Raw genomic sequence first — 22,961 nt, forward strand, 5'->3', positions numbered from 1 at the left:
CTGTCACCTACCGCCCTGTGTGTTCGGCGAGTGCGTCCATGCCGACTACCGGACCGCTTCGAAGGATCAGCGCCTTCTTGCGCAGGAACCGAAGCAGGCCGGCCGGACCCATTCGTGATCCGCCTAGACCCGAGCCCTTGAAGGCAACCTTCTCCACATCGCGCATGATGCCTATCGTCAACGAGGTGTCCTGCAAGCTGATCGCTCCGGCATCCAGTCGGCGACCGATGACGTCGGACTCTTCCGCGCTACCGGAGATAACGGCACCGGACAGTCCGAATTCCGAGTCGTTCGCAAGTTCGATTGCCTCGTCGATATGGTCGTAGGCCATGACAGGCATCACCGGCCCGAACGTCTCATCGGTCAGCAGCGTCATCGTGTGATTCACACCGACCACCACGGTCGGTCGCATGTAGCGGCCACCGCCGAGTTCGGTACTCATTCCCCCTGTCAGCACTTCGGCGCCTCGATCGACAGCATCCTGCAGATGACGGTCCACGATGTCTGCTTGGTGCTCGAGAATGAACGGGCCGACATGGCCGTGAGCGGGATCGGGGTAGCTCAATTCGAGCAACTCGGCCTGATGTACCAGCTCGCTGACGAATCGGCCGTGGATTGCTCGATCCACATAGATGCGCTCGGTGGCGAAACACATCTGACCGGTGTTGTGCACCGCCCCCTTGAGCACGGCTGCAGCGGCAGACGGTACATCGGCGGAGCCGGTGACAATGGCTGCGTCCTTGCCTCCGAGTTCGAGAAAAGCAGGGATGAAGCGCGAAGCACACGCCGCGGCGACGACTCTGCCAGTCGAGACGCTCCCGGTGAAACACAGCGCATCGACGTTGTCGATGACCGCCCGGCCTACGTCCGCAGCCCCGGGGACGTAGGCAAGTACGGCTGCCAGTTCGGGCACCTTCCGGATCGACGCCATCACCGGCTCGATGAAGCGCGGAGTGATCTCGCTTGGCTTGACTAGAACCGCGCAACCGGCGATCAATGCGGGGATGGCATCCGTCGACGACAGCAGGAACGGGTGGTTCCACGGGCTGATGATGCCGAGGAGAGCATACGGGTCGAGTTGCATCGTGTAGGTCACGTCGCTCATGACACTCGATCGACCCTCGAGAGTGGCGTTCTGCACGATGCCCGGAGCTTTTGCGCACCAATCGCGGATGGACGCCGACACCATGAACGGCACCTCGCCCGCAACCCGTGTGCGGCCGGTGTCGGTTCCTTCGGCTGTTGCGATGGATTCGTGGAGTTGTTCGATCGCATCGGCCCAGCGCAACATGACCGCGATTCGCCCGTCGAGCCCAAGGTCGCGCCACACACGCTGAGCCGCTCGCAGCTGGGTGGCAAGGACCCCGACCTCGGCTGGTGTCGGTGTGGTGACCGTGTAGTCGACCTCGCCGGTTCGGGGATTTCTGGCTCGTAGTCCGGCGCTCTCGTCTGTTGTAGCGGAGAACGTAGTCTGCGCTGTCGACGCGTCTGTCATGTTGTCACCCTTGATGATCGATGGTATGGATCGTTTGTTCTCGCCAGGCCGCCGGCGTGTACTCGGCGAGCTATCGGGGGACGGTCGCCGTTCGCTCGGATCCCATGGCCGACCGAGCCATGAGCTCGTAGTCACGCGCCGTCGCGGCGCCGGGAGCGGACTGGTTGAAGGCGCTCGCGGTAGCGAGCACGCTGACGTCGTTCAGACGCGCCGGGTCGACGCCCAACGCCGTGAGTCCGTCGGGCAGGCCCAATCGTACGGTGAAGGCGGTCAGGTCGGCTCGAAGAGTTTCGGGCGTAGAGTTCAGCGCCTCGGCAACGGTCCTCATACGGTCGGCGCCCACCACGGCGGACAAGTATTCGACGGTATGCGGCAGTAGTACGCCGACAACTGTGCCATGATGCAATCCCATATCGTCGAACGGCATCGACAGCGCATGGGACAGTCCAAGTCCCTTCCAGGTCGTCATCGCCGCTTCGAGAGCGCCCATCATTACGTTCCAGCGCGCCTCACGGTTGTGACCGTCCGCCACAGCTACCGGCAGCCACTTCCAGAGGCGCCGAAGCACATCCAGTGCGATGGCGTCGGCAGGAGGGTTGATGGAGGGAGCAAGGTACGCTTCGAATGCATGGCTGAACGCATCGATTCCGGTAGCCGCCGTCAGCCACGGTGGAAGCCCGTGAGTCAGTTCGGGATCGCAGATAGCCACTCTCGGTACGAGATTGGGACTGAGGAAGACTTCCTTCTCACCCGAGTCCAGTGTCAATCCAGCACCTCGACCGATTTCGCTCCCGGTACCCGCTGTTGTCGGCATTGCGATGATGGGAGCGACGGCACCGGTGATTCGTTGCTCGCCGCCGTACTTTGCCAGAAACGATTCGAGCGGTCCGTCGTGGGTGGACAGAAGGGCGACAGCCTTGGCGCAGTCCATCGGAGACCCTCCACCGACGGCGATGATTCCGTCGCACCCATTGTCTCGATACAGTGAAAGTGCCTCCCGGACGGCCGTTTCGGTGGGGTTGCTCGGTACGTCTATGAATCGAGGGATATCGGACTTCGACCGAAGATGTTCGAGAGCCGTTGCGAGAACGCCATTCGTGTCCAACCCTCGATCGGACACGACCAGCGGGTTACCAACGCCGATTCGCTCCAATTCGTCGGGCAGTAACCGCCGCGCGCCGTCGTCGAACTGGATGCGACCGATGTATTGGATGAATGCCATCAGAGATGCAGCTCGTTCCCGAGAAGGAAGTCGAGATGTAGCCGATTGAATGTCGCGGCGTCCTCGTACTGCGGCCAATGTCCACAATTCTCCATCACAGCCAATTGGGCGTTGGGAATCAGTGACGCGATGCGACGCGCTTCGTCGACCGGTCCGGAGGGATCTTTCGTCGTCCACAGCACGAGAGCCGACGCGGTGATGCCGCGTAGATCGTCGTCGGTGATCATATTGCGTGCGCGAGTCTCGGGATTCTGCAGCGCCATGTTCATCTCACATGCCATCAGCCACTCGTCTTGCTGGAAGATCATCTGCCGGGTTCGTATCAGGTCGTCGGTGACCATCGCCGGGTCGGCCATCAACCACTCGAGTCGGGTGCGTACGTTCTCCCAGCTGGGGTCGCGAGCTGCGTTCATCGACAGAGTGAACAGGCGCTCCATCACCTTGGGATTGGCCATCGTGCCGCCCATCGTGTTGAGAGCAATCCGGTCGACCAACTCGGGATGATCGGCGGCGAGCCGGGCGGTGACCCACCCACCGAGGGACTCGCCGGAAAAGGAGGCCTTGTCGGTGCCGATGGTGGTGAGAAGGCCTCGGACCTGGTCGACGTAGTGGTGTATTTCGAGCGGATGTTCCGGTTTTGCGCTGTAACCGTGTCCGATGAAGTCGATCGCCCACACGTCGAAATGTTCTGCGTGTGCCTCGAGGTTGCGTACGTACGCCTCGGCATGTCCGGTGATGCCGTGGAGCATCACGAGCACCGGCTTGGAGGAGTCTCCTGCGTGTAGGTAACGGGTGCGGTAACCGCCGGCGTCGATGAATCCTTGGCTGAACTCGACCTGATTGAGGTCGGACCAAACGCTGGTGTAAGGGCGCGGGGGCATGTGTGGATCTCCGTTCTGCGTTCCGCTGCTGATGTCGTTGCGGCGGCTCGAGTCTCGCGTTCTCACCGATTCGTGGGCCCGGGAATGCCAGTTCTGGTTCTCTCGCCCGACGAAAGCGCGAATACATGGTTCGAGTCACATTACGGGCGCGGATGCAGATGCTCCATGACATAGTTCACTGCCGTCCCATAGCCGAACGGCTATCTGACGGTGGCCCACTGCGATAGGTGGTCACCACAAAAACTATTGGTGCGCTCTCGGGGATGGTCCTAGCGTAATTCTGACCTTCAGACGAATGCGAGAGAAACATGCGTGATCCACGATCTACCGAGTACGTCATCGACGTACACCATCACGTCGGAGAACTTTCTCTGGGCACCGGAGCCGATGGTGCAGGGGAAGAAGGGACCACGATCCGGCCCGTCGAGATCCACGAACAGATGCTCGACTCGTTCGGCTTCACTGCCGCGTGCGTTATCCCTGGGTTTCAGTACGACCGAACCGACGGCATTGCGAACACACGGAGAGTCAACACGGCGGTCGCTGCCTACCGAGATAGCACGCCGTCCAGGTTTCCTGTCGCCCTCGGCACGCTGGAGCCGTTGCACGACGCAGAGGCGTGCCGCATCGAAGCCGACCGATTAGTCGAGGAACTCGATATCGACGGCTTGGCCTGGCACACGCGCTACCAAGGCGTGTTCTTGTCGGACGGTCGTATGCATGCCTTCGTCGATCTCGCCGTGGAGCTCGGATTGCCCTGTTTCGTTCACTTGTTCGCGGAGTCCGGAATGGAGGCGGCCTGGTCGCTGCTCGACCTCGCCAGGGAGCATCCCGACGCGACCATCGTGGCACTCGACGGGTTCTCTGGCCCTGAACAGACGCGATATTTGATGGACATAGCCGAACGGTGTCCGAACGTATTGTTCGATACCGCAATCTGCTTTCCACTGACGCGACCACTCGACAAGTTCGTGGAGGCGTTCGGTTCGGAACGCCTCCTGTTCGGAACAGACTCGTATGCGCGCCCCCTCCTCTACAACACTCCGTCGGTGCTGCACGAGCTGAGGTCGTCGGACATGCCCCAAGACGACCTCGAAAACATCATGTGGCGCAACAGTGTGCGCTTATTTCCCCAAATTGCGACACACTTGAATCTGGCTATGGATGGAGCGGAAATTTCCTCTTAGTGTTCTGGACCACACTTGTCCTACCGTGATCGGGTATTCGGAAATCGAACGGACAGTGTCTGTTTCGCCGACGCACGTCGCTCCACCACCCTCTCATTCACGAAACCGGACGAGATTGAAGGTAGAACGCTATGAACATCCGCAACAAACAGAGGGTCCCGCTGTACGCAGGAGCGGACGGACGTGAACTCAAACGAGTGCTGGCTTCGAGCTATATAGGCAGCATGATCGAGTATTACGATTTCGTTTTGTACGCAGCAGCATCCGGGCTTATCTTCAACAAGCTGTTCTTCGCCGACCTACCTCCGGCCGCCGCGACACTGGCAGCGTTCGCCACACTTGCAGTCGGTTTCGTCGTCCGGCCGGTGGGGGCGGTGATTTTCGGCTATTTCGGTGACAGACTCGGTCGCAAATCGGTGTTGGTCATCACCATGAGCATGATGGGTGCCGCTACCGCACTGATGGGGCTACTGCCGACCCAGGAGCAGATAGGTGTGTTCGCACCAGTTCTACTGATCCTTCTCCGGGTCGTTCAAGGCCTGTCCGTCGGCGGCGAATGGGGTGGAGCAGCGCTGATGGCGTTCGAACATGCCCATCCGAAGCGTCGCGGCTTCGCCGCGAGTTTCGCCACGGCAGGACAGCCGAGCGGCGCCCTGGTGGCTGGAGTCGTATTGGCGATTTTCGCCCTGATGCCCGACGACCAGTTCCTCAGTTGGGGTTGGCGCGTGCCGTTCGCCCTCAGCGGCGTTCTTGTGATCTTCGGTGTCTGGATCCGCTTGCGTGTTTCCGAGTCCCCGCTCTTTCTGGAGGAGAAGGATCGTCAGTCCAGATCAGTCGAGAAGCCGAAAGCTCCGATCATCGAAGTACTACGGCAGCCGCGAACACTCGTCCTCTCCTTCGTCGCACTACTCGCTCCGTTTCTTTCTTTCACATTGTCCGGGGCTTTCGGCATCACCTACGGCGCCACTCACGGTCTTTCGACGTCGAACGTACTGTTCGTATCGTCGGCAGGGTCGCTTGTGGCTATCTTCGCGGAGCTCGGTTTCGCAGCGCTCTCCGACAACATCGGACGTCGGCCGGTGATGATCGGCGGTGTCGTCGTCGGCGTAGCGTCCGTCTATCCGTTCTTCGCGCTTCTGCAGACGGGCAGCACATCCGGTGCCCTACTGGCCTTTTCGCTGATCAATGGTTTGGCAATCGGCGCCACCTTCGGCCCCCTCGCGGCATTTATGGGCGAACGTTTCCAGACGAGTTCTCGCTTCACCGGCCTTTCTCTCGGCTACCAGATCGCAGCGACGCTCGGGGGAGGATTCGGTCCGCTCATTTTCACCGCGCTGATCGTGAACAACACCAGCGACGTCACCCCTATTGTGTGGGTCGTCGCCGGTGTCTCCGTCCTGAGCGTCATCGCGCTGGCGCTCTCGACAGACAACGAGGTCGAGGCTCCCACCGCAGTCACGACCGGGCCTGCAGTCACGACGGATCCCGCGGTCATCGAGCCGGTCGAATGAGAGGTCCATGCGCACGACCGCGCAGTAGTTTCGGCGACGCGGATGTCGACATCATTCGTTTGCCGGGAGATGTGATCGAGGTTCGATCTCGCACGACCCCCTCCGCTGCACCGACCTCCACGCTGAACTGGTTGCAGCACTGGGCGACCGTCACACCGTCGACACCGTTTCTCTCGGAGGTCGTCGACGGGATTCGGGTAAGTGTCGATTACGCAACAGCGTGGGACGCGGTCGTCCGAACTGCATTTGCATTGCTGGGCTCGGGAGTCGGGCGTGGCGATCGAGTCGTGGTGGTCGCCCACAATGGAGTCGATTCCTTCGTCGTGGGACACGCAGCAATGTTGGCCGGCGCGGTCTGGGTGCCGATTGCACCCCAGTATCTCGGACTCGGGGCAGATCGAACGAAGATCGCCCAAGTGCTCGAAAAAATCTCTCCTGCTCTGATATTCGTCCCCGACGACACTCTGCGGGCGCGAGTTCCACAGGGGTACGACGTGGTCGGGCAGATCGCTACGGACGGATCCGCTTTCGAGGGCAACACTCTGCTCGGTCATCTCACGGGAGGCGACCGGGCGAAGTTGCTTCTTACCTCTGGATCGACTGGGCTGCCCAAGGCCGTCGTATACACCCATCGAATGCTGGTGAGCAACGTTCGCGCAACGGCCGATGTCTGGACGTTCGTCACCGATCATCGACCTGTTCTCGTCGACTGGTTACCCTGGAATCACGCATTCGGAGGTAACGCCAATCTCAACATGGTCTTGTTGGCCGGCGGCACTCTGCACATCGACGACGCGCGAGGGCAACCGTCGGGCCTCCCGCAGACCATTGCTGCGATCACGGAATTCGAACCGACGTTCTACGCGGCCGTGCCGGCCGGATTTCACGCCATGCTCCCCGCTTTGGAAGCAAATATCGACTTTCGACGAGCCCTGTTCCGGCGATGCGATGCACTGTTTTCGGCGGGAGCGGCTATGCCGTCCGTCGTGTTCGACCGCCTACGCGATCTGTCGCGGACCGTTCGATCGAAGCCAGTTCCTGTGTTGACAGGATGGGGCTCGACTGAAACCGGTCCTGGCGCGACCATTGTGCACGCAGCAGACAGCGCACCCGGATGGATCGGAACGCCGCTGCCCGGTGTGACGATCCGGCTTGTTCCCGTCGAGGACAAGCTCGAGCTCCGGGTGAAGAGCTGCGCGGTGATGCCCTGCTACTGGCGCGAACCCGAGCGTACCGACATGGCATTCGATGCCGACGGCTTCTATCGCTCGGGTGATGCAGGCGCGCTCGTCGACGATCGGAGGCCCGAATTGGGACTCCGATTCGACGGTCGCATCGCGGATGACTTCAAACTCGCGAACGGCTCATGGGTCAACGTCGATCGGCTTCGCGCGAGGCTACTGGCTCTTGCCGGAAGCGAGGTACGCGACGTCGTCATCGCCGGCGCCGACCGGCCGCATCTCGTCGCACTGTTCTGGATGGCACACGGGAAGACAATCGACGTGCAGGCATGCCTGTTCGCCCACAATTCTGCTGCGACCGGACAGACCAACGTCATTGTGACCGGGGCCGCGCTCGACGCGGATCCCAGCCCCGAACTGCTCTCATCCAAAGGCCTTATCAAACCCGTCCTGTTCCGCGCAGTCGAGCACGCGAAAGTCGATTCGCTCTACGAACTCTCACATGAAACAAGCAAGGAGAACCCATGCTAGTAGTCGATTCGGTCAGCGATTTGGCCCCCAATGTCGGGACTGTGCTGGGACGGAGCGATTGGGTGCCCCTGCGGCCCGAGCTCATTGCATCGTTCGGCGAAGTCACGGGCGACGAGCATTGGATGCACGTCGATCGTGATCGTGCACGCGAGGAGAGTCCCTTCGGTGATGTCATCGCCCATGGATTCTTGCTGCTCAGTTTGGTGACGGGACTGGGAAACCAGTGTTACGACGTTCGGCGTGTACGCCAATGGACGAACTACGGGCTCGAACGCGTGCGATTCACCGCACCGGTCACTGCCTCGGACTCGGTTCGACTGGTGATGACACTCGACGAGCTGATCCCCACGGCGACTGGAGCCAAGCTGATACTCGGATGTGAGCTCGAGCTTGAAAACTTGTCCCGGCCCGCAATGGTTGCACAGTGGATCGTGTTGACCGCAGAAGGAAGCGACCATGAGTGAATTCGTATCGGTCGGGCAGGAAGGAACTTTCCTCGATCATGTCGGGGGGATCGAGTGGAGCCGAGAACCTGATCGTGTGCGCACGCGATTGACGGTGCGACCCGAACATGTCAATCCGAATGGAACCACACACGGCGGCCTCTTGCTGACCCTTCTCGATTTCACCCTCGGGGTCGAGGTGGAGCGTTCCCTCGGTGCGGGATCCATGGGTCACCCGATAACAATCCAGCTGTCCTGCAGCATGATCGGTGCCGCGGCGCTCGGCGAGACTGTCGAAGGAATTGCTCGCGTGTCGTCGCGAACCAGGACGATGACGTTCGTCACCGGAGAGATCGTCTCCGGTGAACGGGTACTCACCACAGCCAGCGGTGTATTTCGTAACCCACGGACAGCGGAGAACCCGCCTGCTCGAGGTTGACCCACCCGAACGCGACGTTTCATCCGTCATCCGACCACGAATCGGATGACGGATGAAACGGTGCATCAGTCGTCTGACCGAGGTCCTGACATCACGATTCCGTGTAGTGAGTCGAAGGACGAGATGGTGCTGAGCAGACCGCCGTCAACGATTATTTCGGCCCCGGTCGTGAACGAGGAGTCCTCGCTCGCGAGAAAGACGACTGTCTTGGCGAGCTCGGCGGATTGCCCACTCCTCCGCATCGGGATGTCGATGTCAGCGGGGTCGGTTGCGGCCATCATCGGGGTGTCGAAGAAGCCGGGCGCTACGGCATTGACCCGAATGTTGTGCGATGCCAGCTCTATTGCGGCGCTTTTGGTCAAGCCGCGGACACCCCACTTGGCGGCGACGTAGGGGTACGCGAATGCAGCTCCCCGGTGCCCCAGGACAGACGAGATGTTGACTATGGAGCCACGTTTCGCAGCTTTCATACCTGGCGCGACGTGCCGCATACCGAGAAAGGTGCCAGTGAGGTCGATGCTGACGACGCGCTCCCAGTCTTGGATGGAGTAGTCCTCGAGCGGCGCAGGCAGTCCGGAGATGCCGGCGTTGTTCACCAGCACCGAGATGGGCCCGAACTGCCGCTCGGTCTCGATTACGGCTGCAGCCCAATCCTGTTGATCGGAGACGTCCAGGTGAAGGTACGAGGCGTGGGCACCCAATTCCTCGGCAAGCTTCTCGCCTTCGTAGTCGAGTACGTCGCTGATCATGACCCGGGCACCGGCGGTCACCAGCGCGCGGCATTGCGCCTCGCCGTTTCCTCGGGCGCCGCCGGTGACCAGTGCAACATGGTTGTCCATGGTGGGCATTTGTCTTCCCTTCGTCGAACGTGATGGTCAGGTGTAGATGGACTTGAGTTGCTGATACGGATCGAGCGAACCGGGACCGAGTTCGCGACCGATTCCGCTGCCTTTCACTCCTCCGAAGGGAGCACCGGGGTCGACCGAGTAGCGGTTGATGCCGATGGTGCCGGTCTGTACACGACGGGCTACGTCCATACCCCGTGTTGCGTCGGTGGTCCACACAGTCCCGCCCAGACCAAAATGGGAGTCGTTGGCGATGCGAACGGCATCGTCAATGGTGTCGTAAACGATGATCGACAGAACCGGACCGAAGATTTCCTCCTGCGCTATGGCCGCTCCGTTACTGACGTCGGCAAATACTGTCGGCTCCACGAACCACCCCTGTTCCAATCCTTTCGGTCGTCCGCCGCCGGTTACCAGGCGTGCGCCGTCACTGGAGCCCTTAGCTATGTAGCCCTCGACCCGGTCTCGGTGCGCGCTCGAGACCATCGGCCCGATCTGCGTGGATGGGTCGAGCGCGTCGCCGACTTTCAACGACCTCGCGAAGTCGCACAAGGTGTCGACCACTTCGTCGTAGCGAGAGCGAGGAGCGAGGATCCGGGTGCTGAGAAAACAGGTCTGGCCGTTGTTTCTCAAGGTCGCATCGAAGAGGTCATCACTGATTCGTTCAAGGTCGAGATCGGCGTCATCGAGGACGATGGCGGCGGACTTTCCACCCAGCTCCAGACTGACGGGGCGCAACAACCGCCCGCACACCTCTGCGATACTTCGACCGGCTGCTGTGGAGCCGGTGAATGTCACCTTGTCGATATCGCGATGCGAGACGAGGTATGCGCCCGTTTCCCGGCCGCCGGGAATCACATTGACCACTCCGTCAGGTACGTCGGAAGCGGCGACGGCTTCGGCAAAAAGCATCGAGTCGAGAACCGTCTCGGGCGAAGGTTTCAGGACAACGGTGCACCCGGCCGCAATAGCTGGTGCGTACTTGAGCGAGGCAAGAATCTGCGGCTGATTCCACGGTGCGATTGCTGCCACGACCCCGATGGGTTCTTTGCGCACGATGGTGGTTCCGCCCAATAGATGCGGCCGTTCGACTTCGAGCTGGGCAGACCGTAGGAGCCCCGCGACGTATCGAAGATAAATTGCGGGGAAACCTCCCGTGGGGCGCTCGGCAATCGAAATCGGCATGCCGTTCTGCATGCTGACTCGACGTGCCATCTCGTCGTTACGAATCTCGAGTTCGTGCGCCAAGCTGTCTATTGCCGTCGCGCGCCGCTCGGGTGCCCAATGAGCCCACCCGTGCGGGTCGTCGAAAGCTCGTCGTGCAGCCTCGACTGCAGCGTCGACGTCGGAGTTACCGGAGCCCGGGACCGAGCCGATATGTTCACCGGTACTGGCCGAGAAGACCTCGATGACGTTCGGCGTGGAGGGAGCGACCCACTCGCCCCCGATGAAATGACGGTCGTAAGTGATACTCATGCTTCCCTTGTCGGTTGCGATCTCTATCGTGAACGGCTGCAGCGCATCTCGTCTGCAATCTGAATGTCAGTACTTGTAGAATCCTTCGCCCGTGGTCGTGCCGAGCTTGCCTTTGTCGATGTACTGCTCCTTCAGAGCGGCCGCGAACTCGCGAACGCCGGGATCCTCGGAGGCCGAGGCGATGTTGAAGGTGGTGTTCAGCCCGATGACGTCGAGCGTTTGGAATGGGCCCAGGGGGGCGAGCGTCGTCATTCGGTGCACGGTGTCGATCGTCTCGTGGTCCGCGACGCCACTGGCCCATAGCTTTCCGGCGGCCATGAAAAATGGAACGCCGAGCGAGTTGATGATGTAACCGGGTTGTTCTTTCTTGATTTCGATCGGAACCATTCCGGTGGCCGTTGCGAATGCAATGGCGTCGAGAACGACGGTCGGATCGGTCTCCGACGTACCCATGATCTCGGCGAGATTCCTGATCCAGATTTGGTTCGCGTAGTGAATTGCCAGGAAGCGATCCGGTCGACCGGTGGAGTCCTTGAGATCGCTCGGGAGCAATGTCGACGAGTTGGTGGCGAAAATTGTATGTGCGGGTGCCACTTCGGCGAGTTCTTTGTACAGTTGACGCTTGATCGCGAGCGATTCCGGAGCTGCTTCGATCACGAGGTCAGCCTCAGCTACAGCTGCGGCGAGGTCCGTAGTGAACGTCAAGTGGTCGAAGGCCTCATCCGTCTTGCCTTCTGACGCGCCAGCGACGCCGTCTCGTTTGTACAGCTCGGTCGTCTCGACCATGCGAGCCCGGGAGGCGGTGAGGGCGTCATCGGAAATGTCGTACACGACGACCTGCAGTCCGCTGTACGCGGTGTGGTAAGCGATTTGCGTACCGAGGACCCCGGCTCCGAGAACGCTGACCTTGGTGATTTCGGGCATGACAACTCCTGGTGGTGTTTCGGGATGAATTCGGCCGACTGGCCGGGTGCTCTGACGTGGTGCGTCAGGACAGGGCGCGCTTGAGGATCTTTCCGGTCGCTGTCATTGGCAGAGAGTCGACGATCGTCACGTTGCGCGGGTACTTGTAGGACGCCATTCGTCCTTTGCCCCAGGCGACTATCTCTTCGGGCGTCACGGCGGCATCCGGTTCGAGGACGACGATGGCTTTGACGTCCTCGCCGTGGCTCGGGTGTGGGACTCCGATGACGGCCGCGAGCGAGATGGCTGGGTGGGTGAGCAGAACCTCCTCGACCTCGCGTGGGTACACGTTGAAACCTCCCCGGATGACGAGATCCTTGGCGCGATCGACAACGTAGTACCAGCCGTCGGCGTCTCGTCGGCCCAGATCACCTGTGCGAAACCAGCCTTCGCTACTGAAAGCATCTCGGGTGTCATCGGGCCGGTTCAGGTAGCCCTTGAACACATTGGAGCCTTTGACTGCGAGCTCGCCGATGGAGTTCGGCGATGGATCGATGAGCTGCCCGGATTGTGGGTCGAGCAGTCCCATCTCCACACCGGGGATCGGCAGGCCCACCGAGCCTGCGCGGGGAGGGTGTCCGAGGCGGGTGAAACTGGCGACGGGGGATGTCTCGGACAGGCCGTAGCCTTCCAGGATCGAGACGCCGAACCGCTCATGGAACTCTCGATGGATTTCGATGGGTAGCGCAGATCCCCCGGCGAGGGAGAGTCGAAGGTTCTCCGCAAGCCGTTCGACGTCGATGCTGTCGTCGAGTGCGCGTAGTAGACCCCAGTACATCGTGGGAACGCCTGCGAACACGGAGATCGACTCGTCGAGCATGAGCCCGAGAGCTTCTCGGGCGTCGAACCGATGCAGCATGACGAGCGTGCCGCCGAAGGCAATCGCGCAGTTCTGAATCACGGTCTGGCCGAACGAGTGGAACAGCGGTAGAACGCTGAGGTAGCTGTCGGGTGCTTCGGCGGTTAGGCCGAAGATGTCCTGACACGCCAGTACGTTGTCGCGCATGTTGCGATGACGTAGCTCGGCTCCCTTGGCCTTGCCGGTCGTACCCGATGTGTAAAGGATGACGGCGGTGTCGTCCTCGTCGGTGTGGATTGTGTCGAACGTGGTGTCGTGACCGGACATTGCGACCGTCAAATTCTCTGCGTCGACGAACGACTTGTTGTCCGAGGTGGGGGAGATGACGAAGAAGTGCTCTGTAGCGGTCGCTGTCTCGAACGCGGAGAACGCTTCGTCCGCGATCGGAAGTTCGGACGAGCCGTTAAAAGCGATGAGTATCTTCGCATCGGCATCCTCGAGGTGGTAAACCACCTCACGCGACTTCAACAGGATGTTCAACGGAACCACGGTTGCACCGGTTTTGAGGATGCCGAAATAGGTTGTCGTGAACTCCGGTACGTTCGGGCACATCAGCGCGACCGTGTTGCCGGGGCCGATACCGCGGGATACCAGTAGGTTTGCGACCTGGTTGGCGGTCGCCTCGACGGCGGCGAAGGTCATGCGACGCTCACCGGCGATGATCGCGATGCGTTCGGAATACTCGGCCGCAGTCTTCTCGAGCAGAGCCGCGAGGTTGTATTCGGTCATGGTCACCGGCTCGTCGAACTGGAAGCGGCCGCGATGAATTTGCCCACCAATTCAGCGAACTCGGTTGGACGCTCGATCTGAGGCATGTGTCCAGTGCCGGTGAACAGGTGGGTGCGCGCGTGAGGGATCAGCGATTTCGCGGTGGCGAGTTGCGCGACCGGAAGGACGCGGTCTTCTTCCCCCCACATCACAAGGGTGGGGCGAGGAGTCCGCGTCAGCCGGTCCATCAGCTCGTCGCGCCACTGCTGACGGACACCTCTGATCGTGGTGAGCGCGTGAGCGGCCTCGTGGGCGACGATGCCGGGTCCTTGCTGGTCTGCGATAGCCAGCGCATGAGCGATGCGCTCGGGTGTTGCGAAAGCGGGATTCGCATGGAGGGATCGCTCGGTCATCTTCGCACCGAAGGCGCTCGAACGCTTCGTGAGGGCACGTCCGACCACCGGGGTGCCGAGTAACCGCACCATCGGTGTGATCTGGGATCCGAAGCCGGCGGCGTCGGCTAGAGACAGGCTGGCTACCCGATCCGGGGCGATGGCCTGGATCTGCATCGCTATCGAACCGCCGAGGGAGTTGCCGAGGAGATGGACCGGCCTGTTCTCGTCGAGGGCGCCGAGGGTCTGGAGGGCGTCCAAGGTTTCCAGGACGCCGCAGGCGAAGGACTGCAAGGAGGCGCGTTCGGGTCTGCGGGCGGAGAATCCGAAGCCGGGAATATCAAGGCTGACTACTCGAAAGCTCGGGGCCAGCCGTACAGCCGCGGCAGCCCAGTCCTCCAAGCTGCGGTTGATTCCGTGCAGGAGTACGACGGGGGGAGCTGAATGTTCCCCGTCGATCTTTATTCGAGTCGCCCGGCCTGCGACGTCGATGATCTGCGTTCCGCTCATACCGATGCCACCTGCTTCAGGCTCGGTGCAATTTCGCCGACGGGGGAAGAGAGGTGGAGTGATGGGTCGTCGAGGTCACCGTCGCGCAGGCGTGCGCGGTCGGCAGCGTAACTCTGAGGCATGGTCCACGAGCCGTGCGATCCCTGCTGGGGGTACAGGTGCGCCGAACGTCGAAAATAGCCGGAGTCCATGTTCGAGAAGGTGCTGCGTATGACCGTCGGATCGTCGTCGACAGGGAGTGCGACAGAGTAGCCGCCCCGGTCCATGTGAGCAAGCAACCGGCAGAGATATTCGGCGACGAGGTCGACCTTGAGCGTCCACGATGAATTCGTGTAGCCGAACGCGAACGCGAAGTTCGGTACGCCACTGAGCATGGCGGCCTTGTAGACGAGCGTTCGATGCAGATCGACGTTCTCGCCGTCCACACTGAATTCGATCTTGCCGTAGGGAACCATGTTCAGACCGGTCGCGGTGACGACGAGGTCGGCCTCCAACTCCTGACCTGACTTAAGCAGGATGCCGCGCGGAGTCATGCGGACGATGCTGTCGGTCACGATCGATGCCTTGCCGCTGGAGAGCGACTCGAACAGATCGCCGTCGGGCACGGTGCACATGCGCTGGTCCCACGGCCCGTACTCCGGTTTGAAGTGAGTATCGACGTCGAACCCGTCCGGCAGGGACTTGATCGTTGCCTTGCGGATCAGGCCACGCACGGCGTCGGGGTAGCGTTGGCTGGCCCCGTAGATCAAGCGGATGCGATTTGCGCTGATCGTGCGAGCGACCTGATAGGCGAGTTTCGGCGGAAGCAGCTTTTTCACGACCTGGGCGATCGGGTCCTGTTTGGGGATCTTGACGACATAGGTGGGGGAACGCTGAAGCATCGTGATGTGCCCGACGCAATCAGCCATGGCGGGGATGAGCGTGACAGCGGTCGCGCCGCTGCCGATGACTACCACGTTCTTGCCGGTGTAGTCCAGGTCGTCGGGCCATGCCTGCGGGTGGACGACCTGACCTTCGAAATCGTTCCTGCCCTTGAAATCTGGCGTGTACCCACCGTCGTAGTCGAAGTAGCCGGCGGCCGAGAATAGCCAGCTGCAAGTGAGCTCGACGAGTGCGCCGTCGAGCGTGCGTTCAAGCGTGACTGTCCACAGACCGGCCTGCGTCGAGAAGTTCGCGCTGATCACCTTGTGGCCGAGGTGGATGTGTGGTTCGAGTCCGTAGTCGTCGAGTGTCTCCTGGATGTACTCCAAAATCTCTCGACCGTCTGCGATGGAGTTCTTGCCTGTCCAAGGTTTGAAGGCGTAGCCGAAAGTGTGTAGATCGGAGTCGGAGCGAATGCCTGGGTAGCGAAACAGGTCCCAGGTGCCACCGATGGCATCGCGGGCGTCGACGATCGCGAACGTCCGTCCGGGCTGTTTCGTCGTCAGGTGGCTCGCGACACCGACACCGGACAATCCTGCCCCGACGATAAGCACGTCGACGTGTGACGGAACTCCACGACGATCGTCAACCGATTGGGTGCGGGTAGCGCTCTTGGCCACAATATTCTCCTCTTGCATAACTTGGCTGATACCAGCTGTGCGCTAGTGGCATCGTGACCAGTGTCACGTACTCTTAGCCCATGGAAAAGGTCCAACTCACCAGAGCTGGGACAAAAAATTGTGCAGAAGAACCAATCGGAGAGATAGTCACGTGGAAGCGACTTCATCGATCAGACGCACGCTCGTACAGCGACTGAGGGCTACCATGTCGGAGATCTCCGACGAGATCACCGAGATGACCGAGGAGAAAGTCGAGAGGGTCCGCGTCGAGAAGATCGAACTCGATTGGATTCGTACCTCCAGTCGAGCGCACATCGACGCGAAGAACCATTTGCTCGCGCACCCCGAGGATCTTGAGACCTCGGCACCACCGGTGGGCGCGATCTCGCTCGTGCGTGAGCTCGCGCGTCAGGGCATGCCACTGCACGAGATCATTCGCTCATACCAGCTCAGCAGCGCACGTTGGTTCCAGATTTGCAGTGAGGTGCTTGCTACGTTGACCGATGACATCGAGGTTCTCGTTGCTGAGAGCATTGCGGTGTCGAAGATCGCGAGCGAGTATCTCGATCACGTATGCAAACAGATAGCCGCCGAGTACGAAGACGAGCGCGAACGCTGGCTCAGGCAGGAAGAGTCCGTCCGACTCGATCGCGTGCTTGCGGTACTGCATGGCCTTTCATCCAACGCCGAGGGAGCCGAGCGCTCTCTTGGCTACCGGATGCGACAGAACCATCTCGCTGTGATCGCATGGGTCGATTCGACCGATGATCTAGGTAGCGAGCTGATTCGGGCTCAGCGAGCGGTCAACAACGCCGCGGCCCTCCTCGCGACGCACGGACGCCCTCTCGTAGTCGCGCGCGACGCGAGGACTGTGTGGGCGTGGATCCCTCAACCCGTCGGGCTGTTGGACGCCGCTGACGTGGAGAAGGCGGTCACTGCAGCTGACGCGGGAGCACGCTTGGCTCTGGGTGATCCCGCATCGGGCCTTGCCGGCTTCATCAGCTCGCACCGCCAGGCCGTCGCGGCGTCAGACGTTGGACGTGCGTCGACGACGCGCGCCGTCTTCCCGTACCAGGCAGTCTCCGTGCTCGCTTTCCTGGTGGCTGAACCGGAACGTGCACGGTTCTGGGTTCGAGAGACGCTAGGTCTACTTGCAGGCATCACCCGAAGGGAGGAGGTATTGCGAAGCACTGTCGGCGTGTACTTGCAGTCCAATCAGAGCGCAACCGAAACTTCGCGAGCGCTCAACTGCCACAAGAACACTGTGCTCTACAGGCTCCGCGCGATTGAACAGCTCATGGGTCGTTCCATCGAGTCCGCGCCGGTCAATACGGGACTGGCTGTGCAGGCATATGAGTGGCTGGGCACCGCCTATTTCAAGTAGGGGTGAAAAGGACGCGCTGGGCGGCGTATCTCCGTCTTCTGTGCTGGTCCTGGGTGACCGATCTGCTTGCAGCGGCGGGGTGGGTGCAAGCACCGGGAGCTAGCCAGGACAGCCAAATCTATTGTGCAGCAACTGCCATCGATTTCAATTTTCGTGTCAATCTATTGGCATCGAACTATTAGACATGGCCCAGTGGGGTCCAATAGCGTGTCCGGCATCACATACCTCGACCGCCGGAGCGTCCGATGCCCAAAACCCCTCACTACCCGCCAGCAGGACGTGCGCCGCGTGCCGTTCTTGCCTTAGCGTTCGTCGCCCTTGTCCTTGAGGGGTATGACCTTACGATGTACGGGACGATTGTCCCGTCACTGCTTGAGCACCCCGATTGGAACGTCACGCCGTCAATCGCCGGTCAAATCGCTTCGGCCACTGTGGCTGGTATGTTGATCGGCGCGCTACTCGCCGCGTTTCTGACGCACCGTGTCATGCGACGCCAGTTGATGATCGCAAGTATCGGGCTCTTCTCGGCAGCCATGGGTTTGTGCGCTGTGGCAGGGTCGCCCGCCCAGCTCGGGTTCTTTCGCTTCTTCGTCGGACTGGGCGTTGGTGTCCTGATGCCCGTAGTGGCCGCCATGATCATCGAGTTCTCGCAGCCGGGCAGGCGCGCGCTGAACGTCGCAATTGGCTTCGCGGGTGTTGGTATCGGTGGTTGTATCGCAGGCGTGCTTGGTGCGTGGATCGTGCCGGATCATGGGTTCCGGCCGATGTTCGTCCTCGGCCTGCTTCCCTGCCTGATTGCGCTGCCGTTGATGCAACGCTACTTGCCGAATTCTTTCTCGCAGCTGGCTGAACGTGGCCAGCGAGCCGAGGCCCAGACGCTGGCCGACCGGTATGGGTTGTTGTTGCCTGACCAGGAAGAGCACACAGGATCGTCACGAAGCTCGCTGATGGACATACGCATCCTATTCGGCGCGGGTCATGCTGTCGCCACGAGCATGTTCTGCCTCGCAACATTTCTGTGCATGATGCTGATGTACGGTGCGGCTGTCTGGCTGCCCACGATGATGATCTCGGCCGGTTACGGTGTTCAGTCCTCGCTCGCATTCCTACTGGTCCTCAATCTGGGCGCCACATTAGGTGCGCTCGTTTCGTCTCCGATCGCTGACCGTAGCGGATTCAAGCCTGTCGTCGTCGGTGCCTTCCTTGCTGCGGCCTTGGCCTTGTGGCTAATCGCCCAGCGTCCGCCTTCGGTGGCAGTGATAGCTCTGGTTGCTCTAGTTGGTCTGGGCAGCATGGGAGTGCAAATCCTTCTGAATGGTTATATTGGCACCCATTTCCCGGTTGAACTTCGGGGGTCGGCACTGGGCATTGCGTTGGGAGTTGGACGCTTGGGCGGAATTGCGGGTCCGATGTACGGCGCGACCCTGATCGAGAACTACTCGACGTCGGCTCAGTTCTACGCGTGGGCAATCCCCGGTGTCATCGGCGCCGTCGTTATCGCCCTGGTGCCGTGGAATCAGGCCGATCGAAGGCGCGAAAGCAGTGCAGGGGAGGAAGTCTCACAAGTTCGCTAGTGGTGCGGCGTTCGACTTCCAATGCCCAAGGGTACTGTCATCCCTGTGGGCGCAGGGCACTGTCAAGGGTGGCGTTTTACGAGGTTTCGGCTCCATGCGGGCAGCACTGAGTGAGGGCCGGGGGTCAAGACACAGCGCCCGCAGCGTCAGCGAGGACGAATGGTCTCGATGGTAGCCCAGCCCGGCGCAGACTGGTACGAGCCTGAGAACGTCGAGGGTCAGAATCGCGATTCGAATTATGTATGTGGTTGTGGTGCAACGTCTCCAGTGTTGGTGTGGGGTTGGGCAGGGCCGAGTTTCCTCGGCTGCCGGTCATCCCTTCGCCCGGCCGGAGGGCGGGCATGGAGCGGTACGACGAAGCAACACGCGGGGTCAATCACGTTGGCGACCACGCCGCTGAGGCAGGGGTCAGACAGTGCAGCGACCGCGCGCGTGTTGCGCCCGGGGTGCTCACGCCGCCCCACTGTGGGTCAGTGCGCGGATATGTCCGTCGCGCAGCCCGTAATAGACCAGTGTGAGCAGTTTTCGTGCCGCGGCGATCTTCGCGATGTTCCTGCTGCGGCGGGCCTCGATCCGTGTGCGATCGGTCGAGATTTTCGTGCCCGCGGGGTGCCGTTGGATGGCCTCGACCGTCGCCCAGCGCACCAGTTTGCTGCCCTGTTTGGTGATGTGCCCGCGGTGCACCGCGATGTCGGATTCTCGGTGTTTGGGCGTCAGTCCTGCCCACGAGCACAGGTGAGCGGGATCGGTGCACCCGTGCACATCCCCGATCTCGGCGACGAACACCGCGGCCAGCGTAGGCCCGACGCCGGGCAGCGCCTGGATCGCCGTATACCCGCGGTCGCCACGCAGTTCGGTGGCGATCGAAGGCGGTGAACCGCGCCTCGTGGGCGTCAAGGACGTCGAACAGCTCGAGCAACGAGATCACCCGCTGCGCGTACGCGTCGGCAAGCGGCACCCGCGCCAGCTTCTGGCGGCCGGTGACACCGAACAGATCCGACACGGGGATCAGGACTCCCGCCTTGGCGAGCACGGAGTGCACCTGCGCCTTGAGCCCGGAGCGCAGCGCGACGAGCTTCGCGCGGTAGCGCACCAGTTCCCGCAACTCGCGTGTGGCGGGCGGGGCGATCCAGGCTTCGGGGAGTCGGTGCATCCGCAGCAGGTCAGCCAAATCGCTGGCGTCGCGGACATCGTTCTTAACCCTCCGGTATCGGAATCCTTTGACACCCAACGGATGTGCTAGACGTACGTTCGCGCCTGCCGCCTGCAGGGTATCGGCCGCCCAGTACCAGCCGTAGGTGGCCTCGAGGACGACCTCGCGGTTCGGGCCGGCCTTTTCGATCTGCAGAGCCAATGCCACCGGATCGTTGACGATCCGTACCGCCGATAATTGTTCACCCTCCGCCGTCTGGTGGACGATCACCGATCGCTGCCGGTGCAGATCGATCCCGACAACCTGTTTTTCGTCATACTCGTTCATAAGGGGCCTCCTCCATCGTTGAAGTGACACCCCCAGCATTCGCCGGGAACCACGAGAGCGGGAGGCCCCGCTCCTACATCGCATCACGTTGATTGAAATAATCAGCGGCGTCGTTGGTTTGGAGTACGCGGCAATGTAATCCCGTTGGGGTTGTTCACGTTTCAGGAGGCAAAACCGCTCGCGGTAACTTCCTGCCAGACCGCGAAACGGTCGGCCATCTCGGTGCGCCATTCGGGCGCCGAGAGCCGGCCGGGCCGGAAACGCGGTGAGATCGAACTGAACGCGGGCAGGAAGCGTTGCGCGTGTGCGACCGATTTGAAGAGTTTCATCGCCCGCTCCCGCTGTTGGTGGGTTGATGGGAATTTCTCGGCCCGGTTGTTCAGATACTTCGACTGCCGATGCTCCACCGATGGCGGAGTCCGAAAGTACTTGTGGCGGGCAGTCGATTAGCACGGCAGCGTCCTCGACATATTGATCCAGGACAAGCGGGACGGCAAGGCTGCGACCAGTTTCTTCAGGAAACTACTGAAGAAACAAGGGCACCCGCCGCGTACTGATCACCGACAAATTCCCCAGCTACCAGGCCGGGCACCGGAAGACGATGTCGACAGTCGAACACCGGCAGAACAGGTACTTGAATAATCGGTGCGAGAACTCCCATCGACCCGGCAACGCGAACGGGCGATGAAAGGGTTCCGCTCCGTCAGTGCAGCGCAGAGGTTCCTGTCCTCGTTCAGTCGCATCTCCCCGCACTTCCGCCCACCGAGGCACCGTATGACTGCCACCGATAATCGCACCGAAATTTCCGCTCGATTTCAGGTATGGGATCAGGTCACCGAACAGACTCTCGATGCCTGAACACCGCTCGGCGCGATGGTGTTCTGCGCCCGAAAACAGTTGCACACCACACAACTTGACAACACCGCTATCAGAGCCGTGGGCAACCGAGCTGATCGGCCAGTTCTTCGACGCTGTCGACTATGAAATCGAAATGCCCGTCGGGAACATCCTCAATTTTTCCTGACGGTCCGTATTCCAACGGCCGTCGGATATAGGCTGTGCCAGAGCCAACTCCACGTGCCGCTTCGAGGTCGTATGCATGAGAGGCGACCATGAGGGTCTCTGACGGGGTGATCCCCAGAAGATTCGCCGCACCTTGGTATGTGGACCGGTGGGGCTTGTAGGCTCCGAAGATTTGAGCTGAAAAAACAGCGTCCCAATGCAGGTTGGCGCTACGGCTGACGTTAACTACGGCGGAGAAGTCGGCATTCGACAGAGCGACGACAAGGAATTTTGACCTTAGCTGTTCCAGCCCGGAGCGTGCGTCCGGCCATGGCTGTAACCGTTCCCAGCCATCCGTTAGCAATTCTACTTCGGCGTCGCTAATTGTGAAGCGGTCAGGAAATTCCGCGAGAAGGCCTACGAGTGCATCTCGATACACGGCCCGCACCGACCGCCATTTTTCCTGTTTCACCAGGGCATCGAGCTCGTCACGGTAGCATCTGCGCCACTGGTCGACCAGGTCTTCCCAGGTGTCTTGATTCACTCGCTCTCCGAGAATTACCGTGCCATGGTCGATGAGCGTGGAGCGGAAGTCTGTCAATGTTCCTTGTACATCGAAAAGCATAGCGCGGAACTGCGTGTCGTTGTCGGTGTTGATCGTATTCATTGTCTTCGCAATCCTTGGGTTCAGTGGTCGTTGCAATACCGGACGACATTGTCGTTGCGGCCGGCGCAGAGCAAGATCCCCACAGTCGGCGCGTGGATGTCTTCGTTGCGGAGATTATCGTCGATCAGCGAAACGTAGGACCCAAGCTTTCCCACATATTCGGGTTCGAATCTGCCCACCTTCAACTCGACGACAACGAACCTTGCTTGCACCCAGTTGAAGAACTGCAAGTCGATGTAGAAGTCCTGATCGCCGGCCTCGAAGTGGTACTGACGTCCGACAAAAGCGAACCCGTGGCCAAGCTCGAGGAGAAACTGCTCCAACCGACGCATCAGTGCAGATCCCGGTTCCCGTTCTCTCGACGTGTTCGGTGATGTCGAGGAAATCGAACACGTACGGGTCACGCACCAATTGTTGTGCGAGATCGGAGTCTTCGGCCGGAAGATGATCCTGGAAATTCGACGGTGCCGCACCGATTCGGCGTCGCAAACCGCTGTTGATCTGATTGTGCAGAACGTTGCGGGACCAGCCGTGTTCGGCCGCTGTTGCTGCGTACCAGTCGCGGTCGGACAGGTTGTCGAGTTTGTCGAGCAACACCGTGATGTGGCCCCATGGCAATTGGTCAACAGGTTGTTGGCCAATTGCATCGCGGCCCCAGCTGCTAGATATG

Annotated in this window: 17 protein-coding genes and 4 pseudogenes; 8 read left to right on the plus strand and 13 right to left on the minus strand. The window is 60.9% G+C overall.

Annotated features, from left to right (window positions below; all coding sequences use genetic code 11):
- Nucleotides 1-7 precede the first annotated feature (7 nt).
- From CJ178_RS32185 to CJ178_RS32195, 3 genes are all read right to left on the minus strand, one after another.
- On the minus strand, nucleotides 8-1,495 hold the full coding sequence (locus CJ178_RS32185; RefSeq protein WP_095889074.1) for an aldehyde dehydrogenase family protein: 1,488 nt from the start codon (nucleotides 1,493-1,495) through the stop codon (nucleotides 8-10).
- 70 nt (nucleotides 1,496-1,565) lie between these two features.
- On the minus strand, nucleotides 1,566-2,717 hold the full coding sequence (locus CJ178_RS32190; protein ID WP_095889075.1) for an iron-containing alcohol dehydrogenase: 1,152 nt from the start codon (nucleotides 2,715-2,717) through the stop codon (nucleotides 1,566-1,568).
- Nucleotides 2,717-3,598, minus strand: coding sequence for an alpha/beta fold hydrolase (locus tag CJ178_RS32195; RefSeq protein ID WP_095889133.1), 882 nt, complete (start codon nucleotides 3,596-3,598; stop codon nucleotides 2,717-2,719). Before CJ178_RS32195 ends, CJ178_RS32190 begins: the two co-directional genes overlap by 1 nt.
- Nucleotides 3,599-3,906: 308 nt before the next feature.
- Here CJ178_RS32195 and CJ178_RS32200 point away from each other — a divergent pair, with 308 nt between their 5' ends.
- The 5 genes from CJ178_RS32200 (at nucleotide 3,907) to CJ178_RS32220 (ending at nucleotide 8,890) form a co-directional block, all read left to right on the plus strand.
- Nucleotides 3,907-4,785 carry an amidohydrolase family protein gene (locus CJ178_RS32200; protein ID WP_095889076.1) on the plus strand — a complete coding sequence of 293 codons (879 nt, stop codon included), beginning with the start codon at nucleotides 3,907-3,909 and terminating at the stop codon, nucleotides 4,783-4,785.
- A 131-nt stretch (nucleotides 4,786-4,916) separates the two neighbouring features.
- On the plus strand, nucleotides 4,917-6,296 hold the full coding sequence (locus tag CJ178_RS32205) for an MFS transporter (RefSeq protein WP_095889077.1): 1,380 nt from the start codon (nucleotides 4,917-4,919) through the stop codon (nucleotides 6,294-6,296).
- Nucleotides 6,293-8,008: an AMP-binding protein gene (locus CJ178_RS32210; protein ID WP_095889078.1), complete on the plus strand. Its 1,716-nt coding sequence runs from the start codon at nucleotides 6,293-6,295 to the stop codon at nucleotides 8,006-8,008. Before CJ178_RS32205 ends, CJ178_RS32210 begins: the two co-directional genes overlap by 4 nt.
- On the plus strand, nucleotides 8,002-8,472 hold the full coding sequence (locus CJ178_RS32215; protein WP_095889079.1) for a MaoC/PaaZ C-terminal domain-containing protein: 471 nt from the start codon (nucleotides 8,002-8,004) through the stop codon (nucleotides 8,470-8,472). Before CJ178_RS32210 ends, CJ178_RS32215 begins: the two co-directional genes overlap by 7 nt.
- Nucleotides 8,465-8,890, plus strand: coding sequence for a PaaI family thioesterase (locus CJ178_RS32220; RefSeq protein ID WP_095889080.1), 426 nt, complete (start codon nucleotides 8,465-8,467; stop codon nucleotides 8,888-8,890). The genes CJ178_RS32215 and CJ178_RS32220 overlap by 8 nt, the downstream gene beginning before the upstream one ends.
- Nucleotides 8,891-8,955: 65 nt before the next feature.
- Here CJ178_RS32220 and CJ178_RS32225 read toward each other — a convergent pair whose 3' ends face one another.
- The 6 genes from CJ178_RS32225 to CJ178_RS32250 form a co-directional block, all read right to left on the minus strand.
- The gene (locus CJ178_RS32225; protein ID WP_095889081.1) at nucleotides 8,956-9,738 is read right to left on the minus strand and encodes an SDR family NAD(P)-dependent oxidoreductase; all 783 of its coding nucleotides are present in this window, start codon (nucleotides 9,736-9,738) and stop codon (nucleotides 8,956-8,958) included.
- Between the two features lie 27 nt (nucleotides 9,739-9,765).
- Entirely contained in the window at nucleotides 9,766-11,211 is a 1,446-nt protein-coding gene (locus tag CJ178_RS32230; protein WP_095889082.1) for an aldehyde dehydrogenase, read from the minus strand.
- A gap of 66 nt (nucleotides 11,212-11,277) precedes the next feature.
- Nucleotides 11,278-12,135: a 3-hydroxyacyl-CoA dehydrogenase gene (locus tag CJ178_RS32235; protein ID WP_095889083.1), complete on the minus strand. Its 858-nt coding sequence runs from the start codon at nucleotides 12,133-12,135 to the stop codon at nucleotides 11,278-11,280.
- Nucleotides 12,136-12,199: 64 nt separating this feature from the next.
- On the minus strand, nucleotides 12,200-13,762 hold the full coding sequence (locus tag CJ178_RS32240) for a long-chain-fatty-acid--CoA ligase (protein ID WP_095889084.1): 1,563 nt from the start codon (nucleotides 13,760-13,762) through the stop codon (nucleotides 12,200-12,202).
- A gap of 2 nt (nucleotides 13,763-13,764) precedes the next feature.
- Nucleotides 13,765-14,643 carry an alpha/beta fold hydrolase gene (locus tag CJ178_RS32245; RefSeq protein WP_095889085.1) on the minus strand — a complete coding sequence of 293 codons (879 nt, stop codon included), beginning with the start codon at nucleotides 14,641-14,643 and terminating at the stop codon, nucleotides 13,765-13,767.
- Nucleotides 14,640-16,184 carry a flavin-containing monooxygenase gene (locus CJ178_RS32250; RefSeq protein WP_257013663.1) on the minus strand — a complete coding sequence of 515 codons (1,545 nt, stop codon included), beginning with the start codon at nucleotides 16,182-16,184 and terminating at the stop codon, nucleotides 14,640-14,642. Before CJ178_RS32250 ends, CJ178_RS32245 begins: the two co-directional genes overlap by 4 nt.
- Nucleotides 16,185-16,389: 205 nt before the next feature.
- Between CJ178_RS32250 and CJ178_RS32255 the strand changes: the two genes are divergently transcribed.
- Complete coding sequence (locus CJ178_RS32255) at nucleotides 16,390-17,568, plus strand: PucR family transcriptional regulator (protein WP_095889087.1); 1,179 nt, start codon at nucleotides 16,390-16,392, stop codon at nucleotides 17,566-17,568.
- Between the two features lie 245 nt (nucleotides 17,569-17,813).
- Nucleotides 17,814-19,142, plus strand: coding sequence for an MFS transporter (locus tag CJ178_RS32260; RefSeq protein ID WP_095889088.1), 1,329 nt, complete (start codon nucleotides 17,814-17,816; stop codon nucleotides 19,140-19,142).
- Between the two features lie 450 nt (nucleotides 19,143-19,592).
- On the opposite strand, the pseudogene CJ178_RS33840 reads toward CJ178_RS32260, so the two are convergent.
- Nucleotides 19,593-20,622, minus strand: a pseudogene (locus tag CJ178_RS33840) (IS110 family transposase).
- A 161-nt stretch (nucleotides 20,623-20,783) separates the two neighbouring features.
- Nucleotides 20,784-21,032: pseudogene (locus CJ178_RS32270) on the minus strand (IS6 family transposase); the annotation flags it as partial.
- Between the two features lie 4 nt (nucleotides 21,033-21,036).
- On the opposite strand from CJ178_RS32270, the pseudogene CJ178_RS33845 reads away from it, so the two are divergent.
- Nucleotides 21,037-21,480, plus strand: a pseudogene (locus CJ178_RS33845) (IS6 family transposase); the annotation flags it as partial.
- Between the two features lie 70 nt (nucleotides 21,481-21,550).
- Here CJ178_RS33845 and CJ178_RS32275 read toward each other — a convergent pair.
- Together CJ178_RS32275 and CJ178_RS32280 are read right to left on the minus strand one after the other, a co-directional pair.
- A complete protein-coding gene (locus CJ178_RS32275; protein ID WP_095889089.1) occupies nucleotides 21,551-22,291 on the minus strand; it encodes a haloacid dehalogenase type II in 741 nt (246 codons plus the stop codon).
- Between the two features lie 35 nt (nucleotides 22,292-22,326).
- Nucleotides 22,327-22,960: pseudogene (locus CJ178_RS32280) on the minus strand (PDDEXK nuclease domain-containing protein); the annotation flags it as partial.
- Between the last annotated feature and the right edge of the window lies 1 nt (nucleotide 22,961).

Origin of the sequence: Rhodococcus sp. ACPA4, assembly GCF_002300185.1 — a bacterium.
Taxonomy (GTDB): Bacteria; Actinomycetota; Actinomycetes; order Mycobacteriales; family Mycobacteriaceae; genus Rhodococcus_F; species Rhodococcus_F globerula.

Coding starts and splice junctions, on each gene's coding strand:
- CJ178_RS32185 (WP_095889074.1), bottom strand. CDS start 1,495: ATGACAGACGCGTCGACAGCGCAGACTACGTTCTCCGCTACAACAGAC.
- CJ178_RS32190 (WP_095889075.1), bottom strand. CDS start 2,717: ATGGCATTCATCCAATACATCGGTCGCATCCAGTTCGACGACGGCGCG.
- CJ178_RS32195 (WP_095889133.1), bottom strand. CDS start 3,598: ATGCCCCCGCGCCCTTACACCAGCGTTTGGTCCGACCTCAATCAGGTC.
- CJ178_RS32200 (WP_095889076.1), top strand. CDS start 3,907: ATGCGTGATCCACGATCTACCGAGTACGTCATCGACGTACACCATCAC.
- CJ178_RS32205 (WP_095889077.1), top strand. CDS start 4,917: ATGAACATCCGCAACAAACAGAGGGTCCCGCTGTACGCAGGAGCGGAC.
- CJ178_RS32210 (WP_095889078.1), top strand. CDS start 6,293: ATGAGAGGTCCATGCGCACGACCGCGCAGTAGTTTCGGCGACGCGGAT.
- CJ178_RS32215 (WP_095889079.1), top strand. CDS start 8,002: ATGCTAGTAGTCGATTCGGTCAGCGATTTGGCCCCCAATGTCGGGACT.
- CJ178_RS32220 (WP_095889080.1), top strand. CDS start 8,465: ATGAGTGAATTCGTATCGGTCGGGCAGGAAGGAACTTTCCTCGATCAT.
- CJ178_RS32225 (WP_095889081.1), bottom strand. CDS start 9,738: ATGCCCACCATGGACAACCATGTTGCACTGGTCACCGGCGGCGCCCGA.
- CJ178_RS32230 (WP_095889082.1), bottom strand. CDS start 11,211: ATGAGTATCACTTACGACCGTCATTTCATCGGGGGCGAGTGGGTCGCT.
- CJ178_RS32235 (WP_095889083.1), bottom strand. CDS start 12,135: ATGCCCGAAATCACCAAGGTCAGCGTTCTCGGAGCCGGGGTCCTCGGT.
- CJ178_RS32240 (WP_095889084.1), bottom strand. CDS start 13,762: ATGACCGAATACAACCTCGCGGCTCTGCTCGAGAAGACTGCGGCCGAG.
- CJ178_RS32245 (WP_095889085.1), bottom strand. CDS start 14,643: ATGAGCGGAACGCAGATCATCGACGTCGCAGGCCGGGCGACTCGAATA.
- CJ178_RS32255 (WP_095889087.1), top strand. CDS start 16,390: ATGTCGGAGATCTCCGACGAGATCACCGAGATGACCGAGGAGAAAGTC.
- CJ178_RS32260 (WP_095889088.1), top strand. CDS start 17,814: ATGCCCAAAACCCCTCACTACCCGCCAGCAGGACGTGCGCCGCGTGCC.
- CJ178_RS32275 (WP_095889089.1), bottom strand. CDS start 22,291: ATGAATACGATCAACACCGACAACGACACGCAGTTCCGCGCTATGCTT.